General features: G+C 57.8%; 15 protein-coding genes and 3 pseudogenes. 10 read left to right on the top strand and 8 right to left on the bottom strand.

Annotation, left to right across the window (positions count from 1 at the left end):
• Position 1: 1 nt before the first annotated feature.
• Positions 2-643, bottom strand: coding sequence for an ABC transporter permease (locus tag ACELLULO517_RS26970; RefSeq protein WP_227310642.1), 642 nt, complete (start codon positions 641-643; stop codon positions 2-4).
• Positions 640-1,752 (bottom strand): ABC transporter ATP-binding protein, encoded by a 1,113-nt coding sequence (locus ACELLULO517_RS26965; RefSeq protein ID WP_227310641.1) that lies wholly within the window; start codon positions 1,750-1,752, stop codon positions 640-642. Before ACELLULO517_RS26965 ends, ACELLULO517_RS26970 begins: the two co-directional genes overlap by 4 nt.
• A 541-nt stretch (positions 1,753-2,293) precedes the next feature.
• Between ACELLULO517_RS26965 and ACELLULO517_RS26960 the strand changes: the two genes are divergently transcribed.
• The 4 genes and pseudogenes from ACELLULO517_RS26960 to ACELLULO517_RS26945 all read left to right on the top strand — a co-directional run.
• On the top strand, positions 2,294-2,569 hold the full coding sequence (locus ACELLULO517_RS26960) for a hypothetical protein (protein WP_227310640.1): 276 nt from the start codon (positions 2,294-2,296) through the stop codon (positions 2,567-2,569).
• 9 nt (positions 2,570-2,578) lie between these two features.
• Positions 2,579-2,941: a hypothetical protein gene (locus ACELLULO517_RS26955; RefSeq protein WP_227310639.1), complete on the top strand. Its 363-nt coding sequence runs from the start codon at positions 2,579-2,581 to the stop codon at positions 2,939-2,941.
• Positions 2,942-3,104: 163 nt separating this feature from the next.
• Positions 3,105-3,584, top strand: coding sequence for a hypothetical protein (locus ACELLULO517_RS26950; protein WP_227310638.1), 480 nt, complete (start codon positions 3,105-3,107; stop codon positions 3,582-3,584).
• Between the two features lie 82 nt (positions 3,585-3,666).
• Positions 3,667-4,172 (top strand): annotated as a pseudogene (locus ACELLULO517_RS26945) (transposase); the annotation flags it as partial.
• On the opposite strand, the gene ACELLULO517_RS26940 reads toward ACELLULO517_RS26945, so the two are convergent.
• Entirely contained in the window at positions 4,095-4,478 is a 384-nt protein-coding gene (locus tag ACELLULO517_RS26940) for a hypothetical protein (RefSeq protein WP_227310685.1), read from the bottom strand. The pseudogene ACELLULO517_RS26945 and the gene ACELLULO517_RS26940 sit on opposite strands and share 78 nt — an antisense overlap.
• 71 nt (positions 4,479-4,549) lie before the next feature.
• Between ACELLULO517_RS26940 and ACELLULO517_RS26935 the strand changes: the two genes are divergently transcribed.
• From ACELLULO517_RS26935 to ACELLULO517_RS26925, 3 genes and pseudogenes are all read left to right on the top strand, one after another.
• Positions 4,550-5,149 carry a hypothetical protein gene (locus ACELLULO517_RS26935; RefSeq protein WP_227310637.1) on the top strand — a complete coding sequence of 200 codons (600 nt, stop codon included), beginning with the start codon at positions 4,550-4,552 and terminating at the stop codon, positions 5,147-5,149.
• 128 nt (positions 5,150-5,277) lie between these two features.
• Positions 5,278-6,428 (top strand): IS3 family transposase gene (locus ACELLULO517_RS26930; RefSeq protein ID WP_227310636.1). Its coding sequence is split into 2 segments (ribosomal slippage): positions 5,278-5,548 and positions 5,548-6,428, totalling 1,152 coding nucleotides; the frame shifts between segments, so codons are not numbered across the junction.
• Positions 6,429-6,914: 486 nt separating this feature from the next.
• Positions 6,915-7,211, top strand: a pseudogene (locus tag ACELLULO517_RS26925) (IS21 family transposase); the annotation flags it as partial.
• 880 nt (positions 7,212-8,091) lie between these two features.
• Here the strand turns inward: ACELLULO517_RS26925 and ACELLULO517_RS26920 are convergent.
• The 3 genes from ACELLULO517_RS26920 to ACELLULO517_RS26910 form a co-directional block, all read right to left on the bottom strand.
• On the bottom strand, positions 8,092-9,585 hold the full coding sequence (locus tag ACELLULO517_RS26920; RefSeq protein WP_227310635.1) for an alkaline phosphatase family protein: 1,494 nt from the start codon (positions 9,583-9,585) through the stop codon (positions 8,092-8,094).
• Positions 9,586-9,794: 209 nt separating this feature from the next.
• Positions 9,795-11,609 carry a glycoside hydrolase family 15 protein gene (locus ACELLULO517_RS26915; protein ID WP_227310634.1) on the bottom strand — a complete coding sequence of 605 codons (1,815 nt, stop codon included), beginning with the start codon at positions 11,607-11,609 and terminating at the stop codon, positions 9,795-9,797.
• Positions 11,602-12,399, bottom strand: a complete 798-nt coding sequence (locus tag ACELLULO517_RS26910) for a glucose 1-dehydrogenase (protein ID WP_227310633.1) — start codon at positions 12,397-12,399, stop codon at positions 11,602-11,604. The genes ACELLULO517_RS26915 and ACELLULO517_RS26910 overlap by 8 nt, the downstream gene beginning before the upstream one ends.
• Positions 12,400-12,627: 228 nt before the next feature.
• Here ACELLULO517_RS26910 and ACELLULO517_RS26905 point away from each other — a divergent pair, with 228 nt between their 5' ends.
• Both ACELLULO517_RS26905 and ACELLULO517_RS26900 read left to right on the top strand, forming a co-directional pair.
• Positions 12,628-12,885: a hypothetical protein gene (locus tag ACELLULO517_RS26905; protein ID WP_227310632.1), complete on the top strand. Its 258-nt coding sequence runs from the start codon at positions 12,628-12,630 to the stop codon at positions 12,883-12,885.
• A 122-nt stretch (positions 12,886-13,007) separates the two neighbouring features.
• Positions 13,008-13,811 (top strand): annotated as a pseudogene (locus tag ACELLULO517_RS26900) (IS5 family transposase).
• A gap of 55 nt (positions 13,812-13,866) precedes the next feature.
• Here ACELLULO517_RS26900 and ACELLULO517_RS26895 read toward each other — a convergent pair.
• On the bottom strand, positions 13,867-14,574 hold the full coding sequence (locus ACELLULO517_RS26895) for an MgtC/SapB family protein (RefSeq protein ID WP_227310631.1): 708 nt from the start codon (positions 14,572-14,574) through the stop codon (positions 13,867-13,869).
• A 15-nt stretch (positions 14,575-14,589) separates the two neighbouring features.
• On the bottom strand, positions 14,590-14,898 hold the full coding sequence (locus ACELLULO517_RS26890) for a plasmid stabilization protein (RefSeq protein ID WP_227310683.1): 309 nt from the start codon (positions 14,896-14,898) through the stop codon (positions 14,590-14,592).
• Positions 14,899-15,115: 217 nt separating this feature from the next.
• Between ACELLULO517_RS26890 and ACELLULO517_RS26885 the strand changes: the two genes are divergently transcribed.
• Positions 15,116-15,991: an SDR family oxidoreductase gene (locus ACELLULO517_RS26885; RefSeq protein ID WP_227310630.1), complete on the top strand. Its 876-nt coding sequence runs from the start codon at positions 15,116-15,118 to the stop codon at positions 15,989-15,991.
• The last annotated feature ends 145 nt before the right edge of the window (positions 15,992-16,136 follow it).

Raw genomic sequence — 16,136 nt, 5'->3', positions numbered from 1 at the left:
GTCAGCTCCGCGGTTGCCAGCGTGTCAGCTGGCGCGTGAGGAAGATGACAAGGCCGTCTAACGAGACGGCTAGGGCGACACAAAGAATGATTCCCGTCAGGATCGGTGTGAGAAAGTGCAATTCCAGGCCCTCGGTAAAGAGCGCACCGAGCTGCGGTGTGCCGATCAGCGCCGCGATCGAGACAATACTTACATTGGAGACGACAGCGACCCGAAGACCGGCACCGATGACGGGCACCGCCAGTGGCAACTCTACCCGGAAGAAGCGGGAAAAACGCCGGTATCCCATGGCATTCGCTGCTTGGAGAACATCGGCCGAAACCGCGTCCAGGCCGTCGCAGACGGTTCGCACCAGCAGGGCCAATGTATAAAGCGTCAATGCGACAACGACGTTGAGCGGATCAAGAATTTGGGTGCCGAGGACAAGCGGCAAGAGAACAAAAAGCGCGAGTGATGGGATGGTGTAGAGCAGGCCGGCAATGCCAAGCAGCGCGGGGCGTAGAACGCCCGACTGCTTGACAAGCCAGCCAATTGGCAGCGCCATCACCAGTGCTGCGACCACGGGGATGACGGACAAAGCCGCATGCCAAGCGAAGAAATTACCAATGTCCCCAGCTTCTCCTGCGAGCCAGTCAAAATTCACGACCGCGCTCCCATTCCAACGGCCTTGGCCGATTCGATTGCCGTTACAATCTCTGCCAAGCGGACCGAACCGAGCAACGCGCCGCTCGTGCCTACGATGACGCCGCGGCCGGATGGCGCGCTCAGTGCGGCGTCCAGCACCTGTCGCAGATTGCCACTTTGAGACGCGAGCGTTCCACTAAGATTAAGATCGCTTTCGCGGATCGGGCCGGTTTGCTGGTCAAGATCTACCCAGCCCATCGGCTGTGCAGCCGCGTTGGTGACCAGTATCCAGCGGTCCCGTGTAAGTGCCCGGGCCGTCGACGGTTCGGTTCCAAGTGGTGCGGCGGGCTCCGCGGCCACCGCAAGCGAAGACGTGGCGTCGACAAAGCCCAGATATCGATAGCCGCGATCTCGACCCACGAAATCAGCGACAAAAGCGTCGGCGGGTTTGGAAAGCAATTCTTGCGGCGACGCTATCTGCGCTAAAATGCCGCCAGTGCGCAGCACCGCGACCTGATCGCCGAGCTTTAGCGCCTCGTCGATATCGTGCGTCACCATGATGATGGTCTTGCCGATGTCGCGCTGCAGTCGCAGAAACTCTTCCTGTAACTGATGACGCACGACCGGATCGACCGCGCTGAAAGGCTCATCCATCAGCATGAACTCAGGATCTGAAGCCAATGCGCGCGCAACACCCACGCGCTGTTGTTGGCCGCCCGAAAGCTGCCAAGGGTAGCGGTTCGCGAAAGTGCGATCGAGCCCAACGCGTTCAATTAATTCGGAGGCAATGCCCAGAGCCTGCTTCTTGGCGATACCGATGAGGCGGGCGGTTGTCGCAATATTTTGCACAACGGTAAGGTGCGGAAAGAGCCCGGCATGTTGGATGACGTAGCCGATCTTACGCCTTAGCCGCGCGAGGTCTATCGCCTCCGTGGGCTGACCATCGAGCATGATCGTGCCTGAGGACGGCGTGATAAGGCGGTTGATCATGCGCAGAGACGTTGTCTTGCCGCAGCCCGACGGTCCAACGAAGATCGTGATTTTTCCTTTTGGTGCCTCAAGCGACAGATTATCGACTGCGATAGTGCTGTTGTCGTAGCGTTTGGTGACGTTCTTGAACGTGATCATGCAATAAAACCGGTGGAAAGTGAGCCTGCGAACGACGGGATAATGGACGGCAATCGTTAGAGAGTCAGATTGCCAAGGGCAAGCTCAGCATCAGCAGTGGTATTCGCAGGGCCGCATGGCGACGATTGAGGGCATAGCGGAGCGAGCCCGAAACAGCAGTGCTTCAAAGCTCGCCGCGGCCGCCACGCCGTGCGCTACAGCCAATCACAAAGGCAGCCTTCGAAGATTAGGTTTATCGCGCTGCTCGACGGACGCGTAGAAGGCGCCCATCTTGATGTGGATAACTTTTCGAATTTTGCGCCTCAGCCATGGTGCGAGGTTTAGCACGATACGAACAAATAAGGAACATGCGCCCGATTTTTGCGACTTTCCTGCGGTTAGGGTGGGCTTTCAGCTCCTCAGAAAACGAGGCTAGATGCTTTGAGCGCTTAAAGTGCTAATGCGACGCGACAGACTGTGGAGACGGAGTCCTTCCGTTGGAAATGAAGCGCGACCGCATGTCAGATGACGGGATGAAGTTTGGGGGCAAGACGGTCGGCGTGTGTTCGATCCTCCGGTTACGGTCGAGGAATGGCGGCTGGCGGGACGCCAGTTCGGTGGTGTGTGGGCCGGAACGCCGCGCATCGCGTTCGAGGAGGACTTGGTGGCGCGGCTGGCAGGTCTTGTGGACGCACTGAGGACGAGTGTGGAGGATATGGACGAAGCGATCGCCGCGTTCGATCAAGCGGCTTGGACGGCCTGGGAAGCTGGGGCAAAGGGCGACGACCAAGATGCCCAGGGCGTGTCCGTTCCCGTTGACCGCACGGATATCGAATAGGCCCCTCCAATGAAGCAGCCCGTATCCTTGCCGCCCGCGTCGCCGGCTCCTACCTTTACCACCGGCGAGCGTGCGCTGATCCGCCAGGCATTTGGTCTGCATTTCGGTCAATATCCCCGCGTGGCTGACGGCATTTTCCTCCGGGTCTGGCGCGGCGGGCTGGAGGCGGGTCAGCCCAAGCTCCCGCCGGCGGTCAAGTCGATGGTCGAACGCCAGCTTCTCGAGATCCGGCCCATGGCGCCATGGCCGCGCGCCTTTTTCACCAAGTCAGGGCTTGCCGCCCTGCGCGCCTTGGCGGCAGACTCGCGTCATCTGGATCCGAAGGCCTACGGGCATATTGCGCGCGAAATGGCCGAAGGCGGCGAGGGGTGAAACGGGTACGGTTACTGCACGATCCGCCACCACAGGTATGGTGCGGCTGATCTGATAGCTGGCTTGGGAGCCCAAAAGCTTTGAGCAAGGGTGGGATGCAGGGCGAACGAGGGCCAGAGGTGCCCCACTACGGTAAGCGGGTCTAGCTTTGCTTGAGGAATCGATGATCCAACGCGCTATTCAAGAGGCGGCCACCGCCATCCTCGCCGCCTATCTGTCACGCCATGAGATCGAAACGGCGCACCTTCCGTCGCTGATCGCAACAGTTGGGTTGGCTTTATCGCCGGTTCCGGACGTTGAGACGCCACTGGCGCCCGTCTCCCAACTCGGTCGCCGCAAAGGCAAAGCCAAGACCTCGACAGCGGCTGACCTGGAATTCCGCCGGATCGAGCACGTCGATCAGATCGAGATGCTGTGGCAGGACGAGGTTGTTGTGGCCAAGAGCGGGGAGGGTGAGGCGGCCCATATACAGGGTCACTGGGTGCCTGAACCCGACGCCGCGCCCGTACCACCCGTAAAGACGGAGCCGGACGCGACACCTTGGGAGGCCGGTGACACGGATCAGCCAGAGGTCGCGACGGAGGCGGGCGTGACAATCACGCGTTTCCCAGAAGCCAGGCGCGGACGGAAGCGGCTCGGTTAACGCGTTACCTACCGGGATCTGTAGGCGAGATGGATAGACGCCGGGTTACGCCCGACCCGGCACGCTCCATTGAATTGGGATGACAAGGGAGAGCGGCGACCCAGGTGGGTTTGACCCTGGCAAGAAGATCAAGGGTCGCAGACAGTACATCGTCACCAATACGGCCGGTCATCTCGTCGGATTGGTCGTGCATATCGCCAGCATCAGGGTCGAGATGGCGCTGTGAGGGTGCTGGCGTCCATTTGCAGGTTCTATCCTTGGCTAAGATAGATCCTCGCTGACGGTGGCTACGCCGGTAACAAGCTGCGTCAGGCGCTGCACGCATTCTGGCGCTGGACGGTACAGATTATCAGACGATCCGACACGGCTTCGGACTTTGAAGTCCTCTCAAGGCGATGGGCTGTCGAGCGGCCATACGCATGGCTCGGAAGATGTCCCAGACTGGCTGAAAACTTCGAAACAAACGGGACCAGTTCGACAGCGTGGACGCTTGTTGCCCGTGTCCGACGTCTACCGCGCAAACGAAGATCTTCCGATTGCCTTCCTGCAATGCATGCCGTCCCATCCCAAGCATGCGCAGTGAATTAGATCGCCGCCGTCGGGGATAAACTTTTGAATCGGATCGGTCAGCAAGAGCTCTGGCAACGTCATATTTCCGCACAGCCCCTTGGGATCAGCACCGTCTACTTTCTCGAACATGCGGCTCGCTAGGCAAACATTCAATCCATCGGAAGCGGACATCGGCTTTGAAGCAGATAGACTAAAAACGAAAATATGCCCTGCCAGTGAATGAGGTTTAGAGATTTCAGCTTTTTCTCTTCTTTGGCAAAATTCGCTAAGTTTCTGAAAGGAATAATTTTGTTGTAGAAATCTATGGAACAGGCGCTTGAACAAGAGTAAAATCCAACCAGTTTCTCGAATGACTGAGAGATCAAACTTGATACTTTTTTAGAAAGGTCATCCGAATGGCTCGCATTGCTACAAAGGCGAAGAAAACCACGTCTGCCGCCCGGGCTCCTACTAAGACTCGTGCCGCAAGCAGCACGGCGACAAAGAAAACCGCCACCCCAATCGTTCGCAAGGCCAAAGGATCAATAGCGTCAACGCGTACAAAGTCTGCGGCACCCAAGCTGCGCATCGCGGCCACGAAGGCCTTCCGCACGAAGACTGTAAAAGCAACGACAGCGCCCAAAGCTGCTCCTGCGGTTAAAATGAATAAGGCCGATCTCGAAATCCACGTAACGAAGCTTGAGAAGACGATCATCAAGCTTCGTGAACAGATCAAAGAGCATAAAGCTGCTGCAAAGACCGCAGCATCGGTTAACGTGAGTCCTGTAAAGGTTACCGCTGCTGCGAAGTCCACGAGGGCTCTCAAGACAAGCCGCACCAGCAAAGTCGCCGCCATCAAGGCTGAGACGACGGAGAAGCTGAAGCGCGCCGTATCGAAAAAGCCGGGGCAACGCTCCCCTAAAGCTCGCAACATCAAAGCCGAAATGTTGCCCGATCCGGCAGCGGCCGAAACCGTCTCCATTGCTGACAATAGCGAGATAGCGTCGGCAGCCTAACTTTGCCACCCTGACTAAAACGTCAAGAAAGGCCCGGGGCAGCAAGCTGCTCCGGGCCTTTTTGAGCTGGCTCCAGGATTTCGGACAGGGTGATAAGCTATTCCCGCGTGAGCAAGAGACGGGACGTTATGGGCAAGGTGACACGGAGGCGCTACGGGGCTGAGTTCAAGGCCAAGGTAGCGCTGGAGGCGATCAAGGGCGAGCTGACTCTGGCAGAGTTGTCTGCCAAACACGGCATTCATCAGACGATGATCGCAGCCTGGAAGCGGCAGGCGATCGAGGGGTTGGCTTCGACGTTTTCCGGCAAGGCGGAAGCAGCCGTCGCGACGGGGGAAGCGGAACTGACCCGACTGCACGCCAAGATCGGCCAGTTGGTGGTGGAACGGGATTTTTTGGCGAAGGCCTCTGGTCGATGAGCGTGGAACGAAGGCGCGCTATGGTGGACGGGTCGCATCCGCAGTTGTCGATCGTGCGGCAGTGCGCACTGCTCCAGATCAGCCGGTCTGGCCGCTATTACCAGCCGGTGGGCGAGAGCGAACCGACGCTGGCGTTGATGCGGTTGATCGACGAGGCGTTTTTGGATTGCCCGTATTACGGCTCGCGCCAGATGATGCGGCATCTGCATCGGCTGGGCCACCGCGTTGGCCGTAACCGGGTTGTCGGGCTGATGCGCAAGATGGGGCTGCGGGCGATCTATCAAAAGCCAAATACCAGCGCGCCGCATCCCGAGCACCGTGTGTATCCGTATCTGCTGCGCGATCTGGCGATCGTGCGGCCTAACCAAGTCTGGTGCTCCGACATCACCTATATCCCCATGCGCCGCGGCTTTTTGTATCTGACGGCGATCATGGACTGGCACAGCCGCCGGGTGCTGTCGTGGCGGCTGTCGAACACGATGGACTTGGCCTTTTGCACGGAGGCGTTGCAGGAGGCATTGGCCCTGCATGGCACGCCCGACATCTTCAACACTGACCAGCGCAGTCAATTCACCAGCCTGGCGTTCACTCAGATGCTGGCGGATGCGAACGTGCGGATCAGCATGGACGGGCGGGGCCGATGGATGGATAACGTCTTCATCGAACGGCTGTGGCGTTCGTTGAAATACGAATGCGTTTACCTGCATGCGTTCGAAACGGGTCTCGCATTGCATGCCGGTCTGCGGAAGTGGATCGGCCATTACAATACGCGGCGGCCACACTCTTCGTTGGGCGGCCAAACCCCGGAAGAGGCTTACAACGAGATAGGCTCAACGGTGTCGAGCCTGAAGCTGGCGGCATAAGAGGAACCAGGGAATAGCTTATCTTTGCCGCCAAACTGTCCAGCCAACCGGGGCCATCTCATTTTTAATTTAACGTGGCCATTCTTAGGCCAAGGTGTCAGCTTCGCAGGCCTCGCCGAGTGACTTGCTGAAGTCTCAATTTCCGCGACGCAAACTTGCAGGGCATGCTGGCGAGCGAGTGAACCATTGACGCGCGGGACCGCACAGGCACTCACACGAAATAAGGAAGGGTGGATTCAACCGGTCGACGCATTTAATTTCAGAAAATAAAAATAACTTTTGCTATTTCTGCCGCACTGCTCTGAATGGACTCTTCCTCATATCAATGAGTCCTCCAGAAAGTAAGTGGCTCTTGTCGATGTTCCTTAAAGGGTGTTGAATTCCACCGAGAGGTGACCGGGGTTAGGGGAAATTTTCCATTGAGAATTGACCTATGTTTGAATTTTCTCCCTGCTGAGAGCAGCGGGGGATCCAGAAGTGATCGACATGGCCTTGCTGAGCTCGATCCGGCGTTGGGCGTTTCGCGATAAGCTACCGAGTCGGGAGATATCGCGACGAACGGGGCTGTCGCGGAATACGATCTGAAAGTATCTCCGGGCGGGTTTGGTGGAACCGAAGTTCACGGTTCCGGAGCGGCGGAGCAAGCTGGACGCGTTCACGGAGCCGCTTTCGAATTAGCTCGGGGCGGAGGCCGCGCGATCCCGGAAGCAGAAGCGCACCGTCAAGCAGCTTTACGCGGAATTGGTGGCTCTGGGCTACGCGGGCTCCTACGGCCGTGTGGCAACGCCGAGCTTGCTTTGCAAGTGAATGAAGGCCTTGCAATTTCACAATTTGAAGCTAGGTCGCTCTGACGATCTCCTATAGCACTAACCAAAAAACAACATTGAAGATGCTCCAGTGTCTGACAAGCCATCCAACTTCAAAGCTTTCTCGACATCCTTAGAAGACGAGGTTGCAATCCTGAGGGCCGATGTTGTAGCGCTTTCGCAGAAACTAAATACGGTCATGTCAGCCCAGCAAAACCGCGCGGTGAATGACGGGACCAATACGCTTTCGGGCAGGGCTTCGGAGATGTATAGGACAATTTCAGAAGGTGGGAAAAATCGCCTGGAGGAAGTCTCGACCTATGTGAGGGCGTAACCCAATCAACGCATTACTTCTGGCTGCAGCGGCTGGTTTGATCCTCAGTAAAAAACTGTTCCGTTGATGAGACATTTAGTGTTTTTGTGAGCATTATTTTTTACTTAGCAACTCACAGCTTCGGCAAGCCGCAACAGCGTACAACTGATGCGCTATAGGTGGCAAGCGGCCACATCAATGCCATGGCATGGAGCGCTAGTCACGCATATTGCGTACTGTGATCGCATCCGCGTTTTGCGATGTTGCGTTATGGCCGATCCCGCAATGTCCGGCTGCCGGATTCTGATCCTGGAGGACGAAATGCTGATTGCCGTCGACGGAAGACGTGCTGTCAGATCAGGGGTGTTCTGTGGTGGGACCGTTCCCTGGGGCGGTCAACGCCCTAGAGGCTGCTGGGGAGTGGGAAATTGATTTCGCGCTGTTGGATGTTAATGTGGCAGCTGAGCTTAGCTATCCTTTGGTCAAGCTCCTAAGCCAGCGGAAATTGCCTTTGATGTTTTTGCCGTTGGCATTCCGCCCTTCGCTACAGCGGCCATCCCTTTCTATCGGCCTTGCGCCGCCGGGCAGGAAAAACGCCCGCGCGATGGCCTGATCGTCTTACGCCATGCCGGAAATGAGCGGAGATCCGAGCGATCGTGCCAAGCAGCGTCGCAGCGAAGCCGCTCATACTGAACTGAAGGCCGGCAACATTGTCCGTCTTACGGAGGCGGCTGATTTCTTCCGGCGTCGGCTGTGATGGCACAAAAGCAATGCGCTCTGGCCCCATATTGAGCGGTGTATCGTTAGCCAAAGCTGGCAAGAGCGATGGTGCGGCAGCAACGCGGTCGGTCAACGGCGACCCGAGGCCGAACAACTCCTGCACGGTCCTGATGACACTCGTGTGGTCAAAAGGCGCTCCCTCAGGATCTGCAGGGCGAATGACGCTACCGGCAGGAATATGGGGTGAAATGAGCACCGCGGGCACGCGCGCCCCGTAGCGGTTAAAGGTAAAGCCGTCAGGGTAAGGACCGCCTGGAGGCGTCGCAGGCGGCGGCGCTACATGGTCATAAGTGCCGCCATGTTCGTCATAGATGATGATGAACAGGGTTTTGGTCCACTGAGGGCTTTGCCGAAGAGCGTTATAGGTCTCAGCGATTAATTGTTCAGCATGGATGATATTGGTCGGCGGATGTTGGTCGTTGGGAACCTTGGCCCGGAAGCGGCTTACCAAATAGCGGGGCTCAATAAAGGTATAGGCGGGCAGGATGCCGTTGCGCGCATCTTCCGCGAACTCGTGCTCATAGAGCCGGAAGTCTGGTGTCGGCAGACGGGACCAGATATCAGTTAGAAGGGCCGTATTTGGCAGGTCGTGGAAATAAACGGCCCAATCCTTTCGGTGCTCTGTGAGGCGACGGAACAGGCTCGGCATACGATAGGGAAAGTGTGGAGGGTCATTATTCACCCAGCCTCCCGCGGTCCCGGTATGGACGAAAAAGCGGTTGGGCCAGGTCTGACAGGGAGCGGATGCGAACCAACGGTCAGACACTCCAAAGGAGCGCGCGAGCTCGCTCAGGACCGGAACCTGGGTGGGTGAGAAACAATGCATGATCGCGGCCGGATCGGGGACGGAATCATCCAGCCCGCGTGGCTGCCGCATATAGCTATCGACGAAGCCGTTCATGGAAGGGATGCCAAGCCCTTGACCATCGGGCGTCATGCCGGCGGCCCCGAAGAATTGCGCTTCCATGTCGTGGAAGAGCTCACCTGGATCTGGATCGGGCCCCGCTGCGGTCGCGCGGCTCAGACCAGCATCATTCCAGACTGGGACCATGACGCGACCGTCCTGCCGGTGCCATGGATTGGCCTCTTGCCCCGTCAGTCCATCAAAATCGGGACGGTCCGGGTAGAGCCGACCAAGCATTGAGTCGAAGGACCGGTTCTCCAGCATGAGCACCACAACATGCTCAATAGGCCTCACGGACTGCGTGTCATTATTATCTGACGGCATTGGGCGATCCGGTCGCTGTTCAGCGTTCATGTAGTGTCGCACCGTCCCCCGTCACTATCCGGCGACTAAAAGCCGAGATTGGGTGACCCGCGGCCTTCAATGAGGCGGCTTTAGCACGTTACCGACAATATCTGCCTCCCGGTCACCATGTCCTGATTGCGGTCTGCAACTGGCTAACCCTTCGTAGCCAAATAGCCGAGCTACTCAACCATGACCTCAAATTCGCCCCCACTCTAGCATCACGCCCGCCATTCGCCGTCTTTACCAGTAGACAACGCTCGATCCAGATAAAAGGCTGCGCTGATCAATGCTAGGTGGCTTAGGCCTTGAGGGAAATTGCCCAGGGCTTCGCCGCGTGGGCTCAATTCTTCGGCGAACAACCCTAGGTGGTTTCCATAGCTTAAAATGCGCTCAAATTTCATTCGAGCTTCCTCAAGCCTTCCGGCCCGGGCAAGGCATTCGACATACCAGAAGGAGCATGCGGTAAACGACCCCTCCTGACCCGGCAATCCGTCCTCCTCATGATAACGCCAAACCATTCCGTCATCGGTGAGACGTTCCGTGATCTGGTCCAATGTCGCAGACCAACGCGGATCAGTTGCCCCAATGAAGCGTACGAGAGGCATCAACAGCATCGCGCCATCGACAACGGTATTGTCTGTGCACTGGGTGAAATGGCCGCAATCGGCATTCCAAAAATCGACGTGAATACTTTCGTAGATTTTATTGCGCGCATTGGTCCAACGCTCGAACGGAGCAGGCAGCGAGCGTTTGGTCGCGAGCCGGATCGCGCGATCAACAGCGACCCAGCACATGAGACGGGAATGAAGAAAATGCCGAGGCTCGCCACGGAATTCCCAGATGCCGTGATCCGCTTCTCGCCAGTGATCAACAACATAATCGATCATGTGCGTCACATTGCCCCAGCTTTCCCAGCTTATTCCGCGACCGTATTTGTTTTTGAGGTAGAGGCTGTCCATCAGCTCGCCATAGATATCGAGCTGCTGCTGGTCAGTGGCGGCATTGCCGATGCGGACCGGTCGGGCGCCATAATAGCCTTGCATATGATCGAGTTCGACTTCGGGAAAGTCTTTGCTGCCGTCGAAGCGATACATGACCTGAATGCTGCCGTCGGTGCTACGATCAGCGACGCGGGCTTCGACCCAGTTCATGAAATTGGACGCTTCTTCAACGTAACCGAGCCGGATAAAGGCATAGACGGTGAAGGAAGCGTCGCGGATCCAGGTTGCGCGGTAATCCCAGTTCCGCGTACCGCCGCCGGCTTCCGGGAGGCCGAACGTCGGTGCTGCGATGATGGAGTGGTGGTGCCTAGACGTCAGGAGTTTGAGCACGAGGGCGGAGCGCATCACCGTCTCCCGCCAACGACCGCGATAGGTCGACTGGCTGCTCCAGTGCTGCCAGAACATGGTTGATCGTGCGATCATGTCTTCGAGCATGGCCGGCTCGACGATCTCGCCCTCATCCCGGCTGCTCAGCAGAAATAGGGCTGATTGTCCGGTTTCCAAGGTGAAGGTGGCTGTGGCATCGCCATCGCCTGCTTTCAAAGCTTCATGGCCGCTCAAAACAAGATTTTCGACTGCGGCTGAGCGAAAGGTGACGGAATCTTGGTTTGCCTCGGCCGTCGGCGTTTCGCGTCCATAATCGGGGCGTGGCCTGCACAGGAGCCGGAAGGTAACCGATCCGCGCGTTGCGGTGGCCCGGCGGATAAGACGGGTCGGGCCGCCATAGGGGCCGTCCTTGGGTACCAGCAGGTCTAGCACCTCGGCGCTCCCCTCATTGCACAGCCAACGTGTCACCAGGATATTGGTGTCCGGGACGTAGGCCTGAATACGGCGGGCGTCGGTCAAATCGGGTTGCAGACTGAACACGCCGCAATCCGGGTCTAATAGCTGCGCGAAAATGGTGGGGCTGTCGAATTCAGGCCAGCACAAAAAGTCTATCGCCGCATCGTGCGACACCAAGGCGATCGTCGCGCGGTCGCCGATGACGCCGTGGTCGCCAATATCGGCAAAAGCCCGGATGGGCTCAACCATTGCCGCGAAATTCTGGATACAACGCCATGCCGCCGTCGACGAACAGCGTGGTGCCGGTGATGTAGTCGGACTGATCGGAGGCGAGCCATACCGACGCGCGGCCGATATCGGCGGCGTCGCCGATGCGCCCATAGGGGATGAGTTTAAGCAGCGCCTTGGCCTTGTCGCCCTCGGTCTCCGCCTTGTTGATGCCCGTGCGAATGGCGCCGGGGGCGATGGAATTGACGCGAATACCCTTCTCGGCGACTTCCTGCGCCATCGTCTTCATCATCAGCAAGATGCCGCCCTTGGAGGCAGCATAGTTCACGTGGCCGGCCCACGGGATGATCTCATGAACCGAACTCATAGAGATGATCTTACCGCGCGCCCTAGAGACAGTGCGGTCGGTTTGTTTGAGGAACTGGCGGACGCCGGCCTGGGCGCAGAGAAACTGGCCCGTCAAGTTTACGTTCAGGACCTTTTGCCAATCCTCCACCTTCATCTCCACCAGTGGCGCGTCCTTCTGCATGCCGGAATTGGCGACGACGATATCGACAGCGCCGAAGGAGGACAGCGCCTGAGCGAAAAGCCTTTCGACATCTTCAGGTTTGGATACATCGGCACCGATCGCTATGGCGCGACCGCCAGCTTTCGTGATCTGCTCGGCCAACTTTTCCGCTGGCTCCGCGTGGCTGTTGTAATTGATGGTGACGGCAGCGCCAGCTTCGGCTAGAGCCTCGGCACAGCCATAGCCGATACCGGAACTTGCTCCCGTCACGATGGCGACCTGTCCATCGACACGACAATCCATGGCGCTTTTCCTTTCTGCACGCGACCGCCGGAAGCCGGCCATCAAGCTTTGATTAAGGTTGGGTGTGCTGCCCCGGGAACAAGCGGCGCAGAGTCTGCACATCAGCAAATGGAAAACACCTGAAGTTGATCGATACTAACGGAGGTGTCTGCCGGGCGGCCTTGCTGCCTGCCTCTGCCTTTCCAATCTGCCGTCAGGATTGGAACTCTACAAAGAGGAGAGTAAACTATGGCCACAAGCGCACAGATTGACGTCAAGGCTAGCGAGAAGCCGACGCCTGGCGAGAAATTCATTATCCAGCTTCAGGAAAATAGCGAGATGCTTGGGCTGCTTAATGACGGCCGCACCTTTCGCTTCAAAACGCCATCCACGACCGAGCGAGACTACCAGCAGGAAAACAAAAGCCTGGTCGTTGTCGGACTCGATCTGGACGACGCTGATAGCCGCGAGGAACGGTTGGTCGGCGTGCTCAACTACCGCTCCTGATCATTTTCGATCAGGTCGATCCATTAGAGTGCGTGGCGCTCTTGCGCGGCGATGAGCTTAAGCGTTGTAAGAGCGCCTTTCAAAACCGTTGTACGCGAGATCGGAAAGAGGGATGAAGCTATATGGCTTCTCCTCTTGTTTCCGACGAACTCTGGGCAGTAATTGAACCGCTCCTTCCTGTCATTCCTTCCCGTCCGAAAGGTGGTCGTCCTCGCGTTTTCGACCGAGAGGCGCTGACGGGGATCCTGTTCGTGTTGCTGACCGGCATTCCATGGGAGATGCTGCCTCGGGAGTTAGGCTGCGGCTCTGGCGTCACATGTTGGAGGCGTCTTCGGGATTGGCACATAGCTGGAGTATGGGGCAGTCTACATCGCGAGTTGCTGACACGCCTCCATCAAGCTGAGCGGCTGGATTGGAGCCGGGCGTGTATGGATAGCGCGTCCATCGCAGCAAAAAGAGGCGGCGAAACCACCGGGCCGAGCCCTACGGATCGCGGGCTCCCGGGCACAAAACGGCACATCATCACCGATCGACAGGGCATTCCAATTACAGTCCTTTTGAGTGGCGCCAATGTTCATGATAGCCGCATGCTTGAGCCACTCCTTGATGCCCTTCCATCTCTTCGCGGAAAGCGTGGCCGCCCACGGCACCGGCCTGGGAAATTGCATGCCGACAAAGGATATGATTACAGGCGCTGTCGCCGGGCATGCACATACCGCGGCATCAAGCATCGTATTGCCAGGAAAAGGATCGAAAGCAGCAGCCATCTCGGAAAACATCGTTGAGTCGTCGAGCGAACCTTTGCCTGGCTCTCTCGGTTCCGGCGCCTCACTGTCCGGTACGAACGAAGAGCCAACATTCATCTCGCCTTCACTCTGATCGCATGCTCTTTGATCTGTATGCGCGCACTCACATCTTGGTTTTGAAATGCGCTCTAAGACGCTGGCAGACCGCGGGGAGTTGTGGACCGCCTGCGGGCAGCTAGGCATGACTCTCTGACGTCATCTCGAAGGAGAGAATGCGGTATCGGGAGGAAATGATTGTCAGAAGGTCAGGCGGAAGATCATCCTTATCCTTTTGTATCCAGCCGATATCGTATTCAAGCGTTAGCGTTGATCCGCCCCCCGCCAGTCGCTGGGCATAGAATCGGGTGTTTAATCCGTGGGTTTCCAGCAAGTCCGGAAGTGCAGGAATAGGCAAGGGATCGTCCGCGGCTTCAAGGACGATGCGCGCTCTGCGTTCGCGTGGAATGCGGACCTCAAACCATCTAAGCGCTGCCAGTGTAATGATAACGAGCACCGACGCGGCAAAGCCCAGATCCAGTTGGCCTCCGCCGAAGCAAAGGCCGATGACAGTGACCACCCATAGTGTTGCGGCCGTCGTGACGCCCGTCACAAGATCGCCGCGTCGCAAAATCGCGCCACCCCCGATGAAACCCACGCCCGTAAGGATGCCCAGGGGCAGGCGCATCAGATCCATGGTGCCGAAGGAGGTTGGCGTCTTTCCGCCGACTGATAAAAGCATATTGGCCTGCATCATCGCGACAGCAGCCGCTAGCCCGACCAGGATGGTCGTCCGAAAGCCGACCGCATGACCGCGGGCGCCGCGATCGAACCCGATGGTACCGGCCGCCAGCATCGTCAAAGCCAGTCGGACCAGGCCATCGATCCAGGTAAGGTGAAGAGGCATGTCAGACAACCACTATCACTTGTTCGCTGCATTTCTTTTGCGCGTGGCAGCCGCTTTGCGGGCGGCGGCGGCGCGGTCCGCTTTCGGTCGGGCGGCGGCGGCCGCGCCACCGATGTGGCCACCTTTGCGAGACGACGCATGCGATACGGGGTGCCCAACGCCTGAACCGCTCTTTTTACCGCCGCCGTCTTCTTTGTTCACGGTTGCCCAAGCACGACGTTCGGCTTCAGCTTCGGAAACGCCGCGGCTTTCATAGCTTTCGGCGATATGGGCTGCTTTACGGTCCTGCTTGTCCGTGTAGGCCGACTTATCACCACGAGACATTACACTTCCTTTCCGCTCCAAAATACTAGGAGAGGTCATGCGGCTTGATACAGATTCAAGCCAGGTCGCTGCCTTATTAAGGCTCGAGACAAGATCAGCCTGACACGCTTTCTTTAGCGCGGCTGACACAATTCCTTGTGCTGCATTGGCGCCGGCTGCCACGTCTCTCATGTCTTTCGTCATCGGCGCACGCCAGCATGAAAAGTGAGATGATGCTATGACCAAAAATCCGACCACGCTGTACAAGCAACCGCCTTTCGAGGTTCAGCAGCAGGGCTTTCCAGGCAAAACCAGACCGATGGTGCCCAAGCCGGACCATGGCGAGGAAAGCTACAAGGGCAGCAAACGCTTGCAGGGGAAGGCTGCGCTCATCACCGGTGGCGATAGCGGTATCGGCCGCGCTGTCGCCATTGCCTATGCAAGGGAGGGCGCTGATGTCGCTATCGCTTATCTTGAGAGTGAGGAAGTTGATGCACGCGAGGTTGAGGCGTTGATCACCGAAGCGGGCGTGCGAGCTTTGCTGATACCGACGGATATTTCAAAGGCCGCTGAAGCGCGGTCGACGATCGCAAGGGTCGTCGAAAAATTCGCAAAGTTGGACATTCTGGTGAACAACGCCGCCTTCCAGGTTCCGACCCCGTCACTTGAAGATACGTCAGATGAGGATTGGGAGAGGATGTTTGCGACAAATGTGCATGGCACATTCTACGTGACTAAAGCAGCTGTCGGCGTGATGTCACCCGGTGGTTCCATCATCAACACGGCTTCGGTCAATACCAAGCATCCGACAGCGGGCCTATTCGGGTATTCGGCCACCAAGGGAGCGCTCGGCAATATGACAGTCGCTTTCGCCCAACTGCTGGCCGATAGGGGCATACGCGTCAATGCTGTCCTGCCGGGTCCGATCTGGACGCCGTTCATCGTCGCAGGCATGGAGCCTGACGCCATCAAGTCGTTTGGGTCCAAAACACCTTATGGCCGGCCTGGCCAACCGGTTGAGGTGGCACCGCCCTATGTCATGCTAGCCTCGGATGAGGCGAGCTATATGTCAGGTGCGCTCGTCACTGTCGCAGGCGGGATGCCGATTTTCTAAACAACAGTGAGGTTAACAATGACTGTTCAAGATCTGTCTCGACTAGAGGGTGTCATGTACTTTCCGGTGGCGATGTCGTAATCGAGGGCATGAGCAATTCCCGGGCCCGCAAGCCTTATCCATCTGATGTCAGCGACGAAGAGTG

The organism is Acidisoma cellulosilyticum (assembly GCF_020621385.1).
GTDB classification, from domain to species: domain Bacteria; phylum Pseudomonadota; class Alphaproteobacteria; order Acetobacterales; family Acetobacteraceae; genus Acidisoma; species Acidisoma cellulosilyticum.
The sequence above is the reverse complement of the archived record's forward strand: the minus strand, read 5'-3'. Positions and strand labels throughout refer to the sequence as shown.